General features: G+C 69.4%; 16 protein-coding genes. 8 read left to right on the forward strand and 8 right to left on the reverse strand.

What is annotated here, in order from left to right:
* Positions 1–2 precede the first annotated feature (2 nt).
* The 3 genes from Prum_RS02305 to Prum_RS54845 all read right to left on the reverse strand — a co-directional run bounded on the left by Prum_RS02305 (position 3) and on the right by Prum_RS54845 (position 3,198).
* On the reverse strand, positions 3–1,622 hold the full coding sequence (locus tag Prum_RS02305; RefSeq protein WP_173073551.1) for an ABC transporter substrate-binding protein: 1,620 nt from the start codon (positions 1,620–1,622) through the stop codon (positions 3–5).
* Positions 1,619–3,037, reverse strand: coding sequence for an NtaA/DmoA family FMN-dependent monooxygenase (locus tag Prum_RS02310; protein ID WP_173073553.1), 1,419 nt, complete (start codon positions 3,035–3,037; stop codon positions 1,619–1,621). The genes Prum_RS02305 and Prum_RS02310 overlap by 4 nt, the downstream gene beginning before the upstream one ends.
* An 89-nt stretch (positions 3,038–3,126) precedes the next feature.
* A complete protein-coding gene (locus tag Prum_RS54845; protein ID WP_371871349.1) occupies positions 3,127–3,198 on the reverse strand; it encodes a putative leader peptide in 72 nt (23 codons plus the stop codon).
* 135 nt (positions 3,199–3,333) lie between these two features.
* Between Prum_RS54845 and Prum_RS02315 the strand changes: the two genes are divergently transcribed.
* Both Prum_RS02315 and Prum_RS02320 read left to right on the forward strand, forming a co-directional pair.
* Positions 3,334–4,260, forward strand: a complete 927-nt coding sequence (locus Prum_RS02315; RefSeq protein ID WP_173073555.1) for a LysR family transcriptional regulator — start codon at positions 3,334–3,336, stop codon at positions 4,258–4,260.
* A 38-nt stretch (positions 4,261–4,298) separates the two neighbouring features.
* Positions 4,299–4,682 carry a VOC family protein gene (locus Prum_RS02320; RefSeq protein WP_173073557.1) on the forward strand — a complete coding sequence of 128 codons (384 nt, stop codon included), beginning with the start codon at positions 4,299–4,301 and terminating at the stop codon, positions 4,680–4,682.
* A gap of 48 nt (positions 4,683–4,730) precedes the next feature.
* On the opposite strand, the gene Prum_RS02325 is transcribed toward Prum_RS02320, so the two are convergent.
* The 4 genes from Prum_RS02325 to Prum_RS02340 form a co-directional block, all read right to left on the reverse strand.
* Positions 4,731–8,687, reverse strand: a complete 3,957-nt coding sequence (locus tag Prum_RS02325; RefSeq protein ID WP_173073559.1) for a ThuA domain-containing protein — start codon at positions 8,685–8,687, stop codon at positions 4,731–4,733.
* A 17-nt stretch (positions 8,688–8,704) separates the two neighbouring features.
* Positions 8,705–9,739, reverse strand: a complete 1,035-nt coding sequence (locus Prum_RS02330; RefSeq protein WP_173073561.1) for a multicopper oxidase domain-containing protein — start codon at positions 9,737–9,739, stop codon at positions 8,705–8,707.
* 52 nt (positions 9,740–9,791) lie between these two features.
* Complete coding sequence (locus Prum_RS02335) at positions 9,792–12,776, reverse strand: OmpL47-type beta-barrel domain-containing protein (RefSeq protein ID WP_425571459.1); 2,985 nt, start codon at positions 12,774–12,776, stop codon at positions 9,792–9,794.
* Positions 12,777–13,125: 349 nt separating this feature from the next.
* Positions 13,126–13,797, reverse strand: coding sequence for a phytanoyl-CoA dioxygenase family protein (locus Prum_RS02340; protein WP_218577676.1), 672 nt, complete (start codon positions 13,795–13,797; stop codon positions 13,126–13,128).
* 161 nt (positions 13,798–13,958) lie between these two features.
* Here Prum_RS02340 and Prum_RS02345 point away from each other — a divergent pair, with 161 nt between their 5' ends.
* The 5 genes from Prum_RS02345 to Prum_RS02365 all read left to right on the forward strand — a co-directional run bounded on the left by Prum_RS02345 (position 13,959) and on the right by Prum_RS02365 (position 17,482).
* Positions 13,959–14,834, forward strand: a complete 876-nt coding sequence (locus Prum_RS02345) for a helix-turn-helix transcriptional regulator (RefSeq protein ID WP_173073565.1) — start codon at positions 13,959–13,961, stop codon at positions 14,832–14,834.
* A gap of 372 nt (positions 14,835–15,206) precedes the next feature.
* Positions 15,207–15,710 carry a winged helix-turn-helix domain-containing protein gene (locus tag Prum_RS02350; RefSeq protein ID WP_173073568.1) on the forward strand — a complete coding sequence of 168 codons (504 nt, stop codon included), beginning with the start codon at positions 15,207–15,209 and terminating at the stop codon, positions 15,708–15,710.
* Positions 15,677–16,270: a transposase gene (locus Prum_RS02355; protein WP_173073570.1), complete on the forward strand. Its 594-nt coding sequence runs from the start codon at positions 15,677–15,679 to the stop codon at positions 16,268–16,270. Before Prum_RS02350 ends, Prum_RS02355 begins: the two co-directional genes overlap by 34 nt.
* Positions 16,271–16,418: 148 nt before the next feature.
* A complete protein-coding gene (locus tag Prum_RS02360; protein ID WP_173073568.1) occupies positions 16,419–16,922 on the forward strand; it encodes a winged helix-turn-helix domain-containing protein in 504 nt (167 codons plus the stop codon).
* Positions 16,889–17,482 (forward strand): transposase, encoded by a 594-nt coding sequence (locus tag Prum_RS02365; RefSeq protein WP_173073570.1) that lies wholly within the window; start codon positions 16,889–16,891, stop codon positions 17,480–17,482. The genes Prum_RS02360 and Prum_RS02365 overlap by 34 nt, the downstream gene beginning before the upstream one ends.
* A gap of 55 nt (positions 17,483–17,537) precedes the next feature.
* On the opposite strand, the gene Prum_RS02370 is transcribed toward Prum_RS02365, so the two are convergent.
* Positions 17,538–17,855 carry a hypothetical protein gene (locus tag Prum_RS02370; RefSeq protein ID WP_173073572.1) on the reverse strand — a complete coding sequence of 106 codons (318 nt, stop codon included), beginning with the start codon at positions 17,853–17,855 and terminating at the stop codon, positions 17,538–17,540.
* 243 nt (positions 17,856–18,098) lie between these two features.
* On the opposite strand from Prum_RS02370, the gene Prum_RS02375 reads away from it, so the two are divergent.
* Complete coding sequence (locus tag Prum_RS02375; protein WP_173073574.1) at positions 18,099–18,407, forward strand: hypothetical protein; 309 nt, start codon at positions 18,099–18,101, stop codon at positions 18,405–18,407.
* Positions 18,408–18,428 lie beyond the last annotated feature (21 nt).

Below are 18,428 nucleotides of genomic sequence, written 5' to 3' on the forward strand. Positions count from 1 at the left end.
TCTCACTCCGTGAAGTAGGCATCGGAGAACACCGGCTCGCCCTGGCTCTTCTCGAGCCAGACGTCCTTGAGGTTCGGGGCGATCGCGTACGTGGAGTTCTGGGTGTAGAGCCCGATGCCCGCCGCGTCGTCCTGGATGATCTTCTGCGCCTGGCCGTAGAGGGCGTTCGCCTTCGTCACGTCCTGCTCGGTGTTGGCCTGCTGGATCGTCTGCGACAGCGTCTCGTTGTTGTAGAAGGACCGGTTGCTGCCGTTGGGATTGTCCGTTGTGGACGGACGCCAGACGATCCACAGGATCGCCGAGCTGGGGCTGGTCCAGTACGACGGTGTGGCGTCGAACGTGCTCGGGTCGGAGAACTTGCCGCCCCACAGCTCGGCCATGGTCGCCGGGACCAGCTCGACGCCGATGCCGACCTGCTTCCACTGCTCCTGCAGCACCTGCAGGACGGTCGCGCCCTCCTGGGTGAAGATGAACCCGGCGCCGTAGACGAGCTTGATGGTCAGCGCCTTGCCGTCCTTGGTCCGGATCCCGTCGGCGTTCTTGCCCGTCCAGCCGGCCTGATCGAGCAGTTGGCCCGCCTTGGCGGGGTCGTAGGCGTACGCCTTGGCGACCTCGGCGTCGTAGCCCGGGGTGGCCTGGCTGACCGCGGGGTTGCCCTCGTAGGGGATCACCCCGTGGAAGCCCGCCTCGACCGCCGCCTTCCGGTCGGCGCCGTACGCGAACGCCTGGCGGACCAGCTTGTCGGTGAACGGCCCGACCTTGGTGTTGATGTAGAAGGACACCGGCTTGCCGGGCGTGATGTAGCGGATGGTCTGGTACCTGGACTCCGCGTCCTTCCAGCTCACCGTCGGCACCTCGTAGACGACGTGCGACTCGCCGGTGCTCAGCGAGGCGTAACGGGACACGCCGTCCGCGACGAACTTCCAGCGCACCTCGTCGACGATCGCGGGGCCCTCGTGCTTCGCGGTGGCCGGCCACGACGTGTAGTCGGGGTTCTTGGTGAGCACGACCTCCTCACCGTGCTTCCACTCCTTGACGATGAAGCCGCCCGAGCCGATCGGCTTCTCGCAGTTCTCCTTCTCGGTACGGGCCTTGAACGCCGTGGGCGACTGGATGCCGAAGTACCCCTGGGTGATGAGGGTCAGGAACGGCGGGTAGGGCTTGTTGAGGCTGATCTCGACGTGGGTCGCGTCCACGGCCTTGGCGGACTTGTAGTAGGGGTCGATGGACACCTTCGCGGTGCCGTTGCCGCCCTGGTTCTCCCAGTAGTCGAAGTTCCAGGCGATCGCCTCCGCGTCGACGGGCGTGCCGTCCGTGAACTTCACGCCGTCCTTGAGGGTGAAGGTGTACGTCGTCCCGTCCGGCGACACCGACCACTGCGTCGCCAGCCACGGCTTGATGCTGCCGTCCTCGGCCAGGGTGACGAGCCCGTCGAGCACCTGGCGGGAGATGTACGCCTGCTGGATCCAGCCACCGAAGATGCACGGCGGCTCCTGGACGTGGCCGTAGATGATCGTGCCGCCGGTCTTCGGAGTCCCGCCGGCCGCGCCGACGCTGGTGCTGCCGCAGGCGGTGAGCGCGAGCAGGGCAGTGCTAGCGAGAGCAGCGAGGGGCTTTCTCATACCAGTGCTTCCTTTTTGTGTGGTTGGGCCGGGTCGGCGATGCCGCTCACCGGTAGATGGGCACCGCCGCGGTAGCGGGTGCCGAAGTGGCGGTCGGGGAGCCGGTCCCCCTCGCCGAAGATGCGGTCGCGCAGGGTCTCGTGCTGGTCGTACTCGCGGCGCAGCCGGCCGCGCTCGCGCAGGACGGGCACGACGAGCTCGATGAAGTCGCGGGTGGTGTCGTGGGAGTGGTACTGGAGCAGGTTGATGCCGTCGATGCCGACCTCGTCGAGCCAGCGCTCGATCTCGTCGGCCACCTGCTCGGGGTTGCCGACCGCCAGCAGCGGCTGGCGACCCAGGTCACCGAAGCCCGCGACGAACTCGCCGACGGTCTGCTCGGGGTCGAAGACGCGCCAGCGGCCGACCCCGCCGTCGTTGTCGGTCGCGTCCTTGAGCCTCAGCTCCGGCGGCAAGGCCGTCGGGTCCCAGGGCAGGCTGGTGTGGGCCAGGTAACCCTCGGGGCTGGCGAGGTCCTGGTAGCGCGCGAGCTTGGCCTTGGCCTCGGCCTCCGTGGGGGCCACGATGACCCCGGCGATGCTGACGAAGCGGACGTCGTCGGCCCGCCGGCCGGCCGCGACGGCCGCCTCCCGGATACCGGCGATCGTCTTGCGCAGGCTCTCCACGTTGGGTCCGCCGGTGAAGACCACCTCGGCGTGCTTGCCGGCGAACGTCGTGCCGGCCGCGCTGGCGGTCGCCGTGAACAGCACGGGGGTGCGCTGCCGGCTGGGCGAGGGCAGGTGCGGGCCCTCCACCTTGAACCACCGGCCCTCGTGGTGGATCGGGCGGATCTTGGCGGGGTCGGCGAAGACGTTGCCCTCGCGGTCGGCGACGATCGCGTCGTCGTCCCACGAGCCCTCCCACAGCTTGTAGAGGACGTCGAGGTACTCGTCGGCCTTCTCGTACCGGGTGTCGTGCTCGACCTCGCCGTCGTGCCCGAAGTTGCGGGCGGCGTTGGGCAGGTACGACGTGACGATGTTCCAGCCCACCCGCCCCTTGGTGAGGTGGTCCAGGGTGCTGATCCGGCGGGCCCACGCGAACGGCGGCTCGTACGTCGTGGAGAAGGTGATGCCGAAGCCAAGGTGCTTCGTCACCGCCGCCATGGCCGGTACCACCGACGCGGGGTCGTTGTTGGGGATCTGCAGGCCCTCCCGGATCGAGGTGGCCGCCGAGCCGCGGAACACGTCGTACGTGCCGATGACGTCGGCCAGGAAGACCGCGTCGAAGCCGCCCTCCTCGAGCAACTGGGCCAGTTCGGTCCAGTACTCGATGTCGTTGAACCGCTCCCGGTTGTTGTCCGGCAGCCGCCACAACCCATGGGTGATGTGGCTGACGCAGTTCATCTCGAAGAGATTGAGGATCAGGCGTTTCTTAGACATGCGTTTCTCCGGTACGACGGTCAGCGGTCTGATGCCTCGAAGGGCGGGATAAGGGTTCGCACGGCGGCACGGCCGGCGGCCGCGTCAGCTCATCGACACAGACAGCTGGCGGTGCGCAGGAGGTCGACGTGCCGACGGGAGACAAGAGCGAGCTCGCTCATCGGCCACCTCCTTGAAAGATCGACGGAATCTCTACTAACACTATAGGGTTAGTAGGCCACTGCGGCGCAAGCCGTCCCATGGAAGGCGTTGCCGATCACCCAGGCGACGCCCCCGATCACCCTCCGGAGTGCGTCATGCGCATTGAGCAGCTCGAGTACCTCGCCGCAGTGACCCGCTTCGGCTCCCTGCGCCGCGCCAGTGAGCAGCTGCACGTATCACAGCCGGCCATCAGCGAGGCCATCCGCAAGCTCGAACGGGAGCTCGGCGTGACCCTCCTGGACCGGCACCGCTCCGGTGCGCGGATCAGCCTCGCCGGCCGGGAGCTGCTCCAGCCCATCGTCGACGTGCTGGAGTCGGTCGACCGGCTCAAGGCCGCCGCCGGCGACCAGCTGGCGACGCGCCGGTTGCTGCGGATAGGCACCGTCAACGCCGGCACGGCCTCGCTCGTCCTGCCCGCCGTACGGGCCTTCCAGGCGGCGAACAGCCGTGCGGCGGTCGAGGTGCGCAACCTGCAGCAGGACGAGATCCACGTGTCGCTGACCGAGGGCACCCTCGACCTCGGCCTGGTCAACCTGCTCGACGGCGACGACGTACCACCCGACCTGGAGGCCACCGCCCTGCTCGTGGGCCGCCCCGCGGCGGTCCTGCCGGCCGGGCATCCCCTCGCCGCCCAGGCGGAGGTCTCGGCCGACGACCTACGCGGGGAGCGATTCGTCGCGATGCGCTCGGGCTATCTCATGTACCGGTTCGCCCACCGGCTCTTCGGCTCCGACCTGCCCGCCGCGTGGCACTCCACCGACGGCGCCGAGATGGGCAAGATGATGGTCGCCGAGGGCATCGGGCTCACCGTCCTGCCCGACTACAGCGTGCTCGGCGATCCGCTCGAACGGGCCGGCCTGATCGTGACCAGGCCGCTGGTGGGCGACACCACCGTCGTCACCATGGTGGCCCTGCACCGCCGGCAGGCGCGGGTGTCGCCCGCCGTACTCGAGGTGCTGGGGCACCTCCGCGCGCAGGGGTTGGCGTTTGCCTGCCGACCGCTGATGGCCGGCGTAGCGTGAGTGAAGGCACAGGGGCTCAACGGCAGAGGAGATTTGCCATGCTGTCGGATAGCACACCGATCGCGACACTGCCGACGAAAGATATGGCAGGGGCCCGAAAGTTCTACGAAGGCACCCTCGGTCTCGCTCCCACGCAGGAGGTTCCCGGCGGGATCATGTACAGGTGCGGCACGGGGAATCTCTTTGTCTACCAATCCGAGTACGCCGGCACCAACCAGGCCACCGCCGTCACCTTCACCGTGAGCGATGACGACTTCGACACCGAGGTGGACGCCCTGCGCAAGAAGGGCATCACCTTCCAGACCTTCGAGTACGAGGGCATGGAGTGGAAGGACGACGTCATGGTCAGCGAGGGGATGAAGGCGGTCTGGTTCAGCGACCCGGACGGCAACATCCTCAACGTCGGCACCGAGGGAACGTAAGGGCGACGCAGATCGCCCCGCCCCGGGGTCGGGGCGGGGCGACCGCGGTCAGAACTCCCGCACCCGGATGTCGCGGAACTCCATCAGGTCGTTGGTGCCGTGGTTCTGCAGCCCGATGAAGCCGCTGACGAACTGGCGCAGGTCCGTCGCCGGGTCGCCCGCGCGGGACGACTGCTTCCCGGGCGTGTTGTCGAACTCGTTGATCACCACACCGTTCCGGATGATCGTGTAGTGCTGCCCCTCCACCTTGATCTCGTAGTCGTTCCACTGGTTCTTCGGGGTCGCGCCGGCCCGGTCGAGCGTGTTCGGCGCGAAGTTGTACACCGATCCGGTCTTCTGCGGCTCACCCGTCTCGCCGTCGTACAACTGGATCTCGTGCCCGCAGTAGATGGCGACCCAGGCGGGCGACGAGCGGGCCGAGCCGATCGTGCCGCAGCTGCCCGGCGGCCGCTGGTCGACCGGGGTCCGCGGGTCCGGGAACCGGACGAAGACGCCGCTATTGGCCCGGACGCCCTCCGGCGAGACGTCCCGGAACTGCATCTTGATCGAGTAGTTGGCGAGCGGCCGGTCCGCGTACCAGAGCATGCCGAGGCCGCCCTGGCTGCGGATGGACCCGTCCGGCCGGACCTGGAACGATCCGCCGGGCGCCTGGCGCCACCCGGAAAGGGAGTACGCCGTGTTGTCGTAGATGGCCTGGTACCCGGGTGTCGAGCCGATCGCCGACTGGGCCCCGGACCGGCGCAGGACTCCGGCCTCGCGGTTGTCGACGACGTGCGCGGCGGTCAGTTCGGCCAGCACCTCGTCGAGGTGGTTGACGAAGGAGCCGTGGTTGGGCCACATCGCCTCGTCGTCGATCAGGTCGTTGACCGTGCAGCCGCCGCCGGCCGGATGGTTACCGACGCCGGTGTCGACCTCGAGCAGCCAGACGGTGGGCCGGGCGTCGGGTGCGGCGCAGCCGGCGGTGACCGGGATCGTCGCGGTGACGACCTCGCCGTCGGCGTACGTCACCTTCAGCGTCGCCTGGAAGGTGCCGTACCGCTTGTACGTGTGCTTGGGGTGCGGTGCCGTCGACGTCTTGCCGTCGCCGAAGTCCCACTCCCAGGCCACGCCGCCCACCTTCGCCGCGGAGAACGCCACCGTCCGAGGCTGGGCCTGCGCGATGGAACGGGCCGTGGCCAGGCTCGGGTGCGGGGTGGCCGGGCCGCCCTGGTACGTGACGCGGGTCAGCTTCTGGTTGGGGTGCAGGGTGAAGAAGCCGTTGCCGTAGTCGAGCAGGTACAGCGCCCCGTCCGGGCCGAACTTGGCGTCCATCCAGGACTGTAGCTGCGTGCCGCCGGTGCCGGGCTGGATGATGGGCTTGAGATCCTCGGCGAACGCGGGCGCGCCGGCGTGGTCGACCGTGCCCGGGTCGACGGTGACGGCTATCCGATTGTTGCTGTTGGACTCGTCGCCGATGAACCACTTGTTGTCCCAGTACGCCGGCCAGGCAACGCCGCTGCCGGTGTCCACTTCGGAACGGTGGTAGGTCGGACCATCCATGATGGCCTGCCCGCCACCGGTCAGGTACGGCTGGGTGTACGTCGACTCCGACTGCACGTACGTCGGCAGGCCGCTGCCGTCGGCGCGCTTGGGGAAGACCGGTCCGCCGCCCTGCGGCGAGTACCAGATCATGTTGTCCCGGACCGGCGGGAGGTTGACGAGGCCGGTGTTGCGGGGCGACTCGTTCTTCGGGTTGTCGCAGTCGTACCAGCCGGTCAGCACCTCGGCGTCCACGTTGGACCGGTCGCGGTACGGCTGCCGGTTGCCCATGCAGTACGGCCATCCGTGGTTGCCCGCGTGCTGGATGATGGTCGCGGTCTCGTACTTCGCCGGGCCCAGCTCCGGGCTCGGCGCGCCGGCGTCCGGCCCGACCCAGGCGGCGGTGAGCCAGTCGTTGACCGGGTCCCAGGCGATCCGGGCGATGTTGCGCACGCCCATCACGTAGATCTCCGGGCGGGTCTTGCCGCCGCCCTGCTCCAGGCCGGTGAAGAGGTTGTCGTCGGGGATCGTGTACGTCCCGTCCGGCTCGGGGTGGATGCGCAGGATCTTGCCGTTGAGGTCGTTGGTGTTGCCGGCGGTGCGGCGGGCGTCCTGGAACGAGGTGCCCGCGAACTCCTGGGTCCAGTTGTTGCCGGAGTACCCGCTGGAGCCACCGGAGGAGTTGCTGTCACCCGTTCCTATGTAGAGGTTGCCGGACTCGTCGAACGTCATGCCGCCGCCGGCGTGGCAGCAGCTGTGGATCTGGGTGTCCCAGTGCAGCAGGTCCTTGCGCGTGCTGTGGTCGATGGTCTGCTGGCTCGCGTCGTACGTGAACCGGGAGACGGTCCGCTGGCCGATCCGCTTGTCCCGGTCGATCGACTGGTGCGGCATCCAGTAGACGTAGACCCAGCCGTTGTCCGCGAAGTTCGGGTCGAGCGTGATCCCGACCAGTCCCTCCTCGTTCTTGACCAGCTCGCTGCCGCTGCCCCGGTTGCCCATCACGGCGAGCGTGGTGAGCAGCTTGACCTGCCTGGTCCGCGGGTCCCACTGGTGGATGGTGCCGCAGCCGAGGCCGACGTTCGGGTTGGCCCAGTCCACGACCGGCGCGGTCGCGCACGATGCCTTGCCGATGTAGAAGACCTTGCCGTCCGGGGCGATGGTCAGGCCGTGCGGTTCGCCGATCTGGTCGAGCTGCCCGGTCTGGTTGGTGGTGGTGAGCCGCTCGGTGCGGTAGTTCGCCGCGATCGTCGCCTGGCAGTCGCCGCGCACGGTCCCGGACGTCCACTGGATCGCGCCGAGCAGGTGGCTCTGGAACCGGGTGTCGGTGGTGTAGCTCGCCTCGGTGCGGCCCATGCCGGTGTAGAAGGACCGGCCGCCGTCGTAGTCGCGGCACCAGGAGATTGGATGGAACGCGCCGTTGCGGCTCAGCCCCGGGTTGTACGTGTGCTCCTGCACCTGGGCGACCGTGTGCACCCGGCCGACCGGGCTTGGATCCCAGTTGATCCATTGGTCGGAGCGCTTGATGGTCAGGGGCAGGCCGTCGTTGGCCGGGTGCTGCCGGTCGGTGACGCTGACCACCGCCTCCTGCACGGTGGCCTCCGGCGGCGGGCCGGCGTCCGGCCCGATCAGCCACAGCTCGGCCAGCTGGGTCAGCGGCTCGCCGCCGTTCGCGGTGATGTTCAGCCGGTAGTACTGGTACGCCGTGGTGTTGGTGAACGTGTACTGCTTGGTCTGGAACCGCTGCGGGAAGGTCTCGCCGCTGCGGGTGTCCAATGTGGTCCAGTTCGCGCCGTCGGCCGAGCCCTGCAGGTTCCAGTCCTTCGGGTCCCGGCCGGGGAAGTCGTTGGCGGACGTGAGCGCGTACCGGGACACGACGACCGGGGCGCCGAGCTTGGCGACGACCCAGCCGTTCGGGGTGCGGACCAGCCACTTGGTGCCGACGGCGCCGTCGACCAACTGGGCGGCGGTCTCGCTCGGCGGGTTGCTGCCGCTCGCCGTGACCTCCACGACCTTCTCGGCGTTCGGCAGGCCCGCGGCCGGCCGGGTGCCGATCAGGCCGGTGAACCACTCCGAGCCGGGCTGCGCGCGGGCCGCGTCGTGGACGCCGACGAAGCCGCCGCCGCCCTTGATGTACGCCTGGAACGCCGCCTCCTGCGCGTCGCCCAGCGCAACGCCGTTCGCGGAGAGGAACACGACGCTGCGGTAGCGGGCCAGGTTCGCCGGGTTGAAGACGGCCGGGTCGGTCGAGGTGTGGACGAAGAATCCCTCCTCGGCGCCCAGCTCCTTGATGAGGTTGACGGCGCGGGTGACGGGGTCGTCCTGCTGCTCCGCGACGCCGTGGAAGACCAGCACGTTGACCCGGTTGGCGCCCCAGGTGGGCGGCAGCACGACCGGGGCGGGGGCGGCGGACGCGGGCACGGAAAGCAGGCCGAGCGCCAGCGTGGCGGCGCAGGCCAGGGCAGCCGCGCGCCGGAAGAACCGTTTCATCTCTACTCCTCCTCGGGTCAGCCGTGGTTTCCGTGCGTCAGAACGACGCCGTTCTCGTCCAAGATGTGCAGCGTGGTGGACATGCCGAGGTCGGAGTGGAACTGCATGTGGCAATGCACCATCCAGTGCCCCGGCCCGACCGAGTCGCCGGCGACGATCTGGGCGCCGAAGGTGTCGCCGGGGCCGAGGGTCTTGTTGTCGACGACCGGCACCGAGTCGACGAGCTGTTTGCTGCCGTCGACTCGGCCGGTGCGGGTGTCCGCCCAGGAGTGGCCGTGCACGTGGAAGGTGTGCATGTCGTTGCCGATGCCGATCACCACGAACTCCACCCGTTCCCCGAGCCGGGCGACCAGGCAGGTCGGGCCGGGTTGGGGGTTCTGCGGGTCACACGTGTCGGCCTCCGGGCTGCGCCGCAGGTTGATGGTCTGCCGGTCGCCGAAGGCCAGCACGTACGTGCGGTCCGGCCGCTGGTCGCCCTGCCGGCGTACGACGAGCCCGCCGAACAGGCCCGTGGCGATGCCCTGGGTGCCGTGCGGGCCGCCGACGACGTGGTCGTGGTACCACCAATAGCCGGCCGTGCCCTGCGAGCCGTCGTTGGCGTTACGCGGCTTGGCGAACCAGATGTAGGTGCGCGACCCGCCCGGCGGCACGTACGAGTCGCTGTGCACCGTGCCGTCGGACATCTGGGTGTACTTGACCCCGTGCGCGTGCAGGGACACGCCGATCGGGTGCTTGGGGTCGGTGCGCAGCTGCTCCAGGGTCGCCACCGGCACCTGGTTGTGCAGGGTGATCGCGAGGCACTCCCCCTCGATCATCTCGATGGTCGGCCCGGGGTACGAGGCCGACAGCGGGGTGAGGCCGTAGCCGAGCCGGACCTGGCCCGTCACCGGGTCCTTGGGCAGCTCCACCGCGTACAGGTCGATGCCGCGGTCGGGTGCGACGCAGCCCTGCGGCCGCTCGGCCGAGCGCGCGGCGGCAATCGCGTTGACGCCGGTGACCTGGCTTGCTTTCTGACCCGCGACGGCATTTCCGCCGGCGACGACGAACGTCACTGTTACCACCGCGAGGACCAATAGCCTTCGTGTTTTCAAGGTCCGTCCAATCTCACGGGGTCAGCGCGGCGACGCGGACGTTGCGGAAGCTCACGACGTCGGCGGCACCGTGGTTCTGCAGTCCGATGTAGCCGGTCGGGTTCTGCCGGCCGGCGCCGCCCGGGTCGTCGGGGCGGGGCGGGTCGAAGACCGCGCCGGGGTCGTTGACGTATTCGTTGATCAGCACGCCGTTGCGGAACACCGAGTAGTGCTGGCCGACGACGCGGATCTCGTAGTCGTTCCAGGCTCCCTTCGCGCTGACGCCGGCGCCGTCCAGGCCGACCCGGTCGAAGCCGTACACGGATCCGCTCTTGTAGGCATCCCCGTCCGCCCGGTCGTTGATCTGCAGCTCGTGGCCGTACTTGATGGCCACCCACTCCGGGCGGGGCTCCTGCGGGTGCTGGTGCACCTGCGGGAAGCGGACGAAGACACCGCTGTTGGCGCGGCCGTCGCCGGGCGCGTCGTCGCGCCACTGCAGCCTCAGCGAGAAGTCGCCGTACGCGCGGACCGGGAACCAGAGCATGCCGAGCCCGGCGACCGGGCGGCTGGTGATGGACCCGTCGGCGTTGCGGGTGAAGCCGCCCGCCCCGACCTGCTCCCACAAGGGGAACGACGCGGGCGTGCGGTCCAGCAGCGGCTGGTAGCCCTGCTGGGCCTCGGGCTTGCCGACGCCGGAGTCGGAGGCGGTGCGTACCAGGGTGTTGTGCTGTTTGAGGGTGACCACGCCACGGTGGTGCAGGTGCTCGGCGACCGCGCGGACGTGCTCCATGAACGCGGCGTGGTCGGGCCAGGGCCTCTCGTCCTCGATGAGGTTGTTGATCCAGCAGCCGCCCTGCACGGCGCGGTTGGGTACGGTGCTGTTCTTCGTGCCGATCCACACCGTCGGCCGGGTGTCGGCGACCCGGCAGGACGGCGGCTGCGGTCCACTCTCGACGACGGTGAACGTGGTCGACGCCGTGCCGGAGACGTTGCCGGCCCGGTCCGTGGCCCGGTAGCTGAAGGTGTGCTGGCCCGCGGTGTTGACCGTGACAGGTCCGGTGTAGACGACGTAGCCGCGCCCGTCGAGGGCGTACTCGACGCGGAACACGCCGGAACCGCCGGTGTCGGCGGCGGTGAGCGTGACGGTGGCGCTGCCCACGTACGACCAGCTGCCGTCCATCTGCCCGGTGATGGCGGCGGCCACGGTCGGCGGTGTGTTGTCCGGGCTGGGCGTGGCGACCACGGTGAACGACGCCGTCTGCGCGGTCGACGTGTTGCCGGCCTTGTCGGTGGCGCGGTAGCTGACCGCGTGCTGGCCGGGTTGGTTGACCGTCACCGGCGCGGTGTACGCCGCGTACGGCTGACCGTCCACCGAGTACTCCACGCGGTCGACGCCCGAGCCGGCGTCGGTGGCGGTCAGCGTCACGGTGGCGGCGCCGACGTACGCGCCGTCCGAGTTGCGGCTTCCGCTGAGGGTGGCCGTGACGGCCGGTGGGGTCGTGTCCTGCGGCGGCGCCACGACCTGGAACGACACCGACTGCGGCGGCGAGGTGTTGCCGGCGGCGTCGGTGGCCCGGTAGCTGACCGCGTGCTGGCCCGGCGCGTTGACGGCGACCGGGGCGGTGTATGCGGCGTACGCCTGACCGTCCACGGAGTACTCCACCGTGGCGACGCCCGACTCGGTGTCGGTGGCGGTCAGGGTGACTGTCGCGGCGCCGACGTACGCGCCGTTCTGGTCGCGGTCGCCGCTGAGCGCTGCCGTGATGGCCGGCGGGGTGGTGTCCGGCTCGGTCTGGTCCACCACGAGGAACGACACCGACTGCGGCGTGGACGTGTTGCCGGCCTTGTCGGTGGCGCGGAAGCTGACCGCGTGCTGGCCCGGCTGGCCCACCCGCACCGGCGCGGTGTACGCCGCGTACGGCTGGCCGTCGAGCGAGTACTCCACGGCGTCCACACCGGACCCGGCGTCGGTGGCGGTGAGTGTCACGGTGGCGGCGCCGACGTACCCGCCGTTCTCGTCGCGGTCCCCCGCCACCTGTGCGGTGACGGTGGGCGCGGTGGTGTCCGGGTCCGGCTCGTCCACGACCTGGAACGACACCGACTGCGGCGGCGAGATGTTGCCGGCGACGTCGGTGGCCCGGTAGCTGACCGCGTGCTGGCCCGGCGTGTTGACGGTGAGCGGGGCGGTGTATTCGGCGTACGCCTGGCCGTCGAGGGAGTACTCGACACTGTCCACACCGGACTCCGTGTCGGTGGCGGAGAGCGTCACGGTCGCGGTCCCGACGTACGCGCCGTCGCCATCGCGGTCACCGGTGACCGAGGCGGTGACCGTGGGCGCGGTGGTGTCCGGGTCCGTCGGCGCCACCACCCGGAACGACACCGACTGCGGCTCGGACGTGTTGCCGGCGACGTCCGTGGCGCGGTAGCTGACCGTGTGCTGGCCGGGCGCGTTGACCGTCACCGGGCCGGAGTAGGTGCCGTACGCGCCGCCGTCGATGGCGTATTCCACCCGGGCGACACCGGAGCCGGTGTCGGTGGCGGACAGGTTGACGGTGGCGGCGCCGACGTACCCGCCGTCGCCGTCGCGCTCGCCGGTCACCTGGGCGGTCACCGCCGGCGGGGTGGTGTCCGCGCCGCCGCCGGTGACCACCAGCAGGCCGGTCATGGTGCCGTGGCCGGGGATCGCGCAGAAGTAGCGGTAGGTGCCGGGCGTGAGCACCACGTCGACCGTCCACCGGCCGCGATTGGTGTCGAACGGGTCGGCCAGGATGTTCAGGTCCACGTCCCGGTTGTAGGCCGGGTTGCCGGTGTCGAACGTGAGTGTGTGCTGCATTCCGGTGGTGTTGCCGGTGGCGGCGCTGTTCTCGAACACGATGGTGGTCGGTCCCGCGACGGCGGTGGTGGGTACGGAGGCGTACGCCTGGAAGCTGTCGTTCGCCGTCCACGTGAGCACCTGAGCCTGGAGTTGTGCGCCCGGCGGACTGGACGCCGCCGGCACCGAGGCCATGAGTGTGCTCATCAACAGGACGGCGACCGCCGCGAGCAGGCGCGCAGGGGTCGATGGCATGTCCGACACAACCTTTCGACGGATGGCGTAGACGGGCAGCGTCAGCCGACCCGCGTGCCGAGCCGGGCGGCGGTCGCCGCCGGGCCCGCATGCGGGCAGGGATGGTCCGAGATCAGGGCCGAAGATCGACAGCAGGCGATGCCAGCGTCAAGGAGGTGCCACTCCCCAGGCGAGGACACAACCTTCGGACTGCGAGGTGGCCGCGCCGACGGCCACCTCGATGACTACGTTGTCCGACCCTAACGGACTTGCCATTGATATGTCTACATCTTCCGTTAGGAAGGTGAACAGTTTTGTTGCGTCAAACAAAAGGCGGGAAGTCGCTGTCCGGCAGCCGCTGCCCGACGGTGAGGTGGAGCGGGTCGGTCACCACGTGTCCCGGAGCACCGAGGTAGGTCAGGTCGGCGTCCACATAGATGACGACGTGTGCGATCCGGGGGTCGTCGGTGAGGTTCGGCGCGGCGGTGTGCGCCAGGTACGCGTTGTGGAAGGTGCAGTCGCCGGCGCGCAGGGGCATCGTGACCCGCCGCTGCCATGCCAGTTCGGGCGCGATCCGGAAGAGGTCGGCGCTGTCGGTCAGGTCCTGCGGGCGCAGGCCGCGCAGCCCGTGCGACCCGGGGATGAACGTCATGCAGCCGCGCTCGACCGGTACGTCGACCAGTGCCACCCAGGCCGACAGCGCGTGCCGGGAGTTGGCGTGCGGCCAGTACGGCTGGTCCTGGTGAAACTCGGTGGCCGCGCCGTTGTGTGGCGGCTTGATGAGCAACTGGTCGTGCCACAGGCGCAGCGGGACGCCGGCCAGTTGCCGGGCGATGCCGGCCAGGTTGGGGTGGAAGGTCAGCTCCCGCAACGTGTCGTCCTGCCGCCACAGCTGCAGCAACTGCGTGAAGGTCGCCGCCTCGTGGTGGTCCGCGATCCGATCCTGCGCGGCTATCGCCGCCACCCGGAACCGCTCCGCCTCCGCCGCCGAGATGGCCCGGGGATGTGGACAAAACCGTCACGCCGGTACGCCTCGACGAGGTCCTCACCAATCATGCCGCGCTCCTAAGTTTGGCTTCGTGTGACTGCCACGCTGGCATGCGGGCCTCTCACGGTGCTAGGACAGTCGGAGCGCACTGGTAGCACAATCTACTCATGCACCGAGTACAGCGGGCCGAGGTCTTCTCCGCCGTAGCCGTCGCCGTGGCCGCCGAGCGGTTCGACCGGCTGCCGGAGACCACGGCGCACAGTCACGACTTCATCGAGCTGGCCGTGGTGACCCACGGCACGGCCACCCACCGCGCCGCGAGCGGGGTCCGGCGGCTGCGGCGCGGATCGGTGATCCTCCTGCGTCCCGGCGACTGGCACGGCTACGAGGACTGCCGAGGGCTGTCGGTCAGCAACCTCTACGTGGCGCCGGAGGTGTTCCGGCGGGAGCTGGCCTGGGTACGCGAGGAGCCGCAGCTCGCCCGGTTGGCCGGCGCCGCCGGTGCGCCGGACGACCAGCCATGGCAGCTGCCGGCCGGCGTGCTGGAAACGGTCGAGAGCGCGCTCCCCGAGATGGCCGGCGGTGCCCCCGGCCCCCGCTACGCCATGCGGCTCGGCCTGCTGCTGTGCGTGCTCGGCGCGGTCGCCGCCACGGATCCCGGCCACGATCGGGAGGCCGCGCCGGTGCACCGCGCCTATCCGGCCGCGCTCGCGGCCGCCGGGCTCCTTGAGGAGGACGTCGCGACACAGTGGACACTGGGCGCCCTCGCCGCCGCCGTCCACGTCTCCTCGACACACCTGGCCCGGCAGTTCACCGCGCAGCTGGGCACATCGCCGATCGCTTACCTGGGCCGGCTGCGCGCCGAACGCGCCGCCGCGTTGCTCATCGAGACGGATCTGCCCGTGGCCACGATCGGGCGGATGGTCGGCTGGCCGGACCCGAACTACGCGAGCCGGCGCTTCCGGCAGTACTTCGGGCACAGTCCGGCGACGTACCGGCGGCTATTCGGCAGCAGCGCGGAGCCGAGCAATAGCGCGGTCTAAAGCGGTTTTCAGGTTAGGTTCAGGTTCAGGTTCGAGTTCTGAGCTACCGCGATGTCCGTCGCGTTCCGGGCCGTTGCTCCCGCGGCCTCGCCCTGCGCGGTCCACAATCGACCCCGGCGCGCGGTGCCGGGCGGATTCGCGGCGGCACTCCACCTCTCACCCCTGCCCGCCGTGGTTTGCCGGCCCTGCGGGCCGGGGCTGTGGGTTGTGGACCGCGGAGGGTGAGGCCGCGGGAGCGACGGCCCGGAACGCGACGGACGTCGCGGTAGCTCAGAATCTCTAGAGAGCTTTCGGGGTTAGGGTTTGTTGTCTGTCCACAATGCTTCTTGCGGGTGATCGCTTTCTGCTGGTTTGTCCGCTTGGCTTGGGGGTATGAGGTACGGCGATGGCGGCGGCGTCAACCAGTCCGCGCGAGTGCGGCGCGAGCAGGTCCGCCGGCAGGCCGCGGACCTGTTCGCCCAAGGGGTGGCGCCGGTCGAGGTCGCCAAACGGTTAGAGGTGTCGCAGAAGTCGGCGTACCAGTGGCGGCGGGTCTGGCAGGGCGGTGGCGTGCAGGCGTTGGCGTCCAAAGGTGCGCCGGGCCCGGACCCGACACTGTCCGACGCGCAGTTGGCCAAGCTCAAGGCGCGGCTGGAACTAGGTCCGGCCGCGGCTGGTTACCGCGAGGACCAGCGCTGGACTTTGGCCCGGGTCGCGGCGTTGATCGGGTTGATGTTCAAGGTCCGGGTCAGCGTGACCACGACCTGGGAAGCGATGCGGCGGCTCGGGTTCAGCCCACAACTGCCGACCCGGCGAGCGATCGAGCGGGACGAGCAAGCCATCGCCCGCTGGCGCCGATATCAGTGGCCAGCGGTAAAAGACTCGCGGGCAGGCTGAACGCCTGGATCTGTTTCGCCGACGAAGCCGGCCAAACTCTTCACCCCGCCAAGGCGACCACCTGGGCCCCACGCGGCCACACCCCGGTCGTCAAGGTCACCGCCAAAGGCAACGTCCGGGTATCGATAGCCGGGCTGGTCTGCTACCGGCCCGGCCACCCCAGCCGACTGATCTACCGCACCCGCACCTACCGCGGCCGCAAAGGCGACCCGAAGGGCTTCCGCGAACCCGACTTCGCCGACCTGCTGGACGCCGCCCACCGACAACTCGCCGCGCCGATCGTGTTGGTTTGGGACCGGCTATCAGGACACAAGTCCACACGGATGCGCGCACTGATCGCCGACCGGCCCTGGCTGAGGGTCTACCTGCTGCCCGGCTACGCCCCTGAACTCAACCCGGTCGAGAAGGTCTGGTCCACGATGAAACGCAGCCTGGCCAACCTTCCCGCCACCACCGCCACCGCACTAACCGCAGCCGTGAAGAACCGCCTCAAACGCATGCAATACCGCGCAGGCATCATCGACGGCTACCTCACCGCTACCGGACTATCCCCACCCTGACCCCGAAAGCTCTCTAGATCTAGACGAGAAATGGTTCGATCTCAGCCATTTCTCGTCTAGAGAGCTTTCGGGGTTAGGGTTTGTTGTCTGTCCACAATGCTTCTTGCGGGTGATCGCTTTCTGCTGGTTTGTCCGCTTGGCTTGGGGTATGAGGTACGGCGATGGCGGCGGCGTCAACCAGTCCGCGCGAGTGCGGCGCGAGCAGGTCCGCCGGCAGGCCGCGGACCTGTTCGCCCAAGGGGTGGCGCCGGTCGAGGTCGCCAAACGGTTAGAGGTGTCGCAGAAGTCGGCGTACCAGTGGCGGCGGGTCTGGCAGGGCGGTGGCGTGCAGGCGTTGGCGTCCAAAGGTGCGCCGGGCCCGGACCCGACACTGTCCGACGCGCAGTTGGCCAAGCTCAAGGCGCGGCTGGAACTAGGTCCGGCCGCGGCTGGTTACCGCGAGGACCAGCGCTGGACTTTGGCCCGGGTCGCGGCGTTGATCGGGTTGATGTTCAAGGTCCGGGTCAGCGTGACCACGACCTGGGAAGCGATGCGGCGGCTCGGGTTCAGCCCACAACTGCCGACCCGGCGAGCGATCGAGCGGGACGAGCAAGCCATCGCCCGCTGGCGCCGATATCAGTGGCCAGCGGTAAAAGACTCGCGGGCAGGCTGAACGCCTGGATCTGTTTCGCCGACGAAGCCGGCCAAACTCTTCACCCCGCCAAGGCGACCACCTGGGCCCCACGCGGCCACACCCCGGTCGTCAAGGTCACCGCCAAAGGCAACGTCCGGGTATCGATAGCCGGGCTGGTCTGCTACCGGCCCGGCCACCCCAGCCGACTGATCTACCGCACCCGCACCTACCGCGGCCGCAAAGGCGACCCGAAGGGCTTCCGCGAACCCGACTTCGCCGACCTGCTGGACGCCGCCCACCGACAACTCGCCGCGCCGATCGTGTTGGTTTGGGACCGGCTATCAGGACACAAGTCCACACGGATGCGCGCACTGATCGCCGACCGGCCCTGGCTGAGGGTCTACCTGCTGCCCGGCTACGCCCCTGAACTCAACCCGGTCGAGAAGGTCTGGTCCACGATGAAACGCAGCCTGGCCAACCTTCCCGCCACCACCGCCACCGCACTAACCGCAGCCGTGAAGAACCGCCTCAAACGCATGCAATACCGCGCAGGCATCATCGACGGCTACCTCACCGCTACCGGACTATCCCCACCCTGACCCCGAAAGCTCTCTAGATCTACTTGTTGGCTTCGATGATCTGGCCGGCATCGCTCTATTTCATGTTGGGATTTTCATAGGGGTTTCCCGTCGGGTGCTTGGGGTCGGGGACCTTGCCCCGCGGGTACTGGGGCAGACCGCGCATCCAGCGTCCGAATCCCTTCACCCGCATCCCGATGATGACCAGGCTCGCCGCCACGTTGAACCCGCCCGCACCGGTCGAGGTATCCAGCGCCGTTGCGGTCTCCTTGGGCGGCACGCCCGCGTACGTGCGCGTCTGCCCCAGGTCCGCATCCTCCGCCTTGGCCGCCTCATCTGCCCCCAACTTATGCGCGTCGTCGGAGTTCGCGAACTTTTCCTCCGAGGGACCCATCCGGTTCTTGGGTACCCCGGCCTCGGGGTATTGCCGGACGGCTTGGCCGGCGGAATCTTCGGCGTCGGCGGCACCGGCTTGGGCACCGGGCGGGTGACATGCTCGACGATCTTGCCGAGTCCCTTCGCGGCTCCGTAGCCGAGCGCCGCGCCGGCGGCGCCGAAGACCGCGCCCAAGCCCACCGTCTTGCCGAAGTCCCCGAGGTCGAAGCTGTGTTTGCCCTCGGCTACCTCGACTCCGTACGTGGTCGCCGCAGCGAGCGCACCGCCGACCGCGCCGGCGACGATGGCACACCCCACCGCGCCCATGCCGAAGGTGGCGACCGTGCAGAGGGAGCCGATCGCGAATCCGACCGCGAATCCGGCGATCTGCGCCTTGTGCTCGTCGACCCAGTTCACCGTGGCCTGGATGGCCTTGTTGGCCGCCTTGGCCGCCTTCTTGACGTTGCACTTGACGTCGAGGACGCCGCACTTCTTCGGTTCGGGCTTCGGGTTCGGCGTGACGGTGGGCGTGGTCGGGGCGGGAGCCGCGTTGCAGCCGATGCCGCTGTAGTAGCAGGAATACATGGCGGCC

The organism is Phytohabitans rumicis, assembly GCF_011764445.1.
Taxonomy (GTDB): Bacteria; Actinomycetota; Actinomycetes; order Mycobacteriales; family Micromonosporaceae; genus Phytohabitans; species Phytohabitans rumicis.

Excerpts from the sequence above, each read along its gene's own strand:
- Prum_RS02305 (WP_173073551.1), bottom strand. The coding sequence starts at position 1,622 with ATGAGAAAGCCCCTCGCTGCTCTCGCTAGCACTGCCCTGCTCGCGCTC.
- Prum_RS02310 (WP_173073553.1), bottom strand. The coding sequence starts at position 3,037 with ATGTCTAAGAAACGCCTGATCCTCAATCTCTTCGAGATGAACTGCGTC.
- Prum_RS02315 (WP_173073555.1), top strand. The coding sequence starts at position 3,334 with ATGCGCATTGAGCAGCTCGAGTACCTCGCCGCAGTGACCCGCTTCGGC.
- Prum_RS02320 (WP_173073557.1), top strand. The coding sequence starts at position 4,299 with ATGCTGTCGGATAGCACACCGATCGCGACACTGCCGACGAAAGATATG.
- Prum_RS02325 (WP_173073559.1), bottom strand. The coding sequence starts at position 8,687 with ATGAAACGGTTCTTCCGGCGCGCGGCTGCCCTGGCCTGCGCCGCCACG.
- Prum_RS02335 (WP_425571459.1), bottom strand. The coding sequence starts at position 12,776 with ATGAGCACACTCATGGCCTCGGTGCCGGCGGCGTCCAGTCCGCCGGGC.
- Prum_RS02345 (WP_173073565.1), top strand. The coding sequence starts at position 13,959 with ATGCACCGAGTACAGCGGGCCGAGGTCTTCTCCGCCGTAGCCGTCGCC.
- Prum_RS02350 (WP_173073568.1), top strand. The coding sequence starts at position 15,207 with ATGAGGTACGGCGATGGCGGCGGCGTCAACCAGTCCGCGCGAGTGCGG.
- Prum_RS02360 (WP_173073568.1), top strand. The coding sequence starts at position 16,419 with ATGAGGTACGGCGATGGCGGCGGCGTCAACCAGTCCGCGCGAGTGCGG.
- Prum_RS02370 (WP_173073572.1), bottom strand. The coding sequence starts at position 17,855 with ATGGGTCCCTCGGAGGAAAAGTTCGCGAACTCCGACGACGCGCATAAG.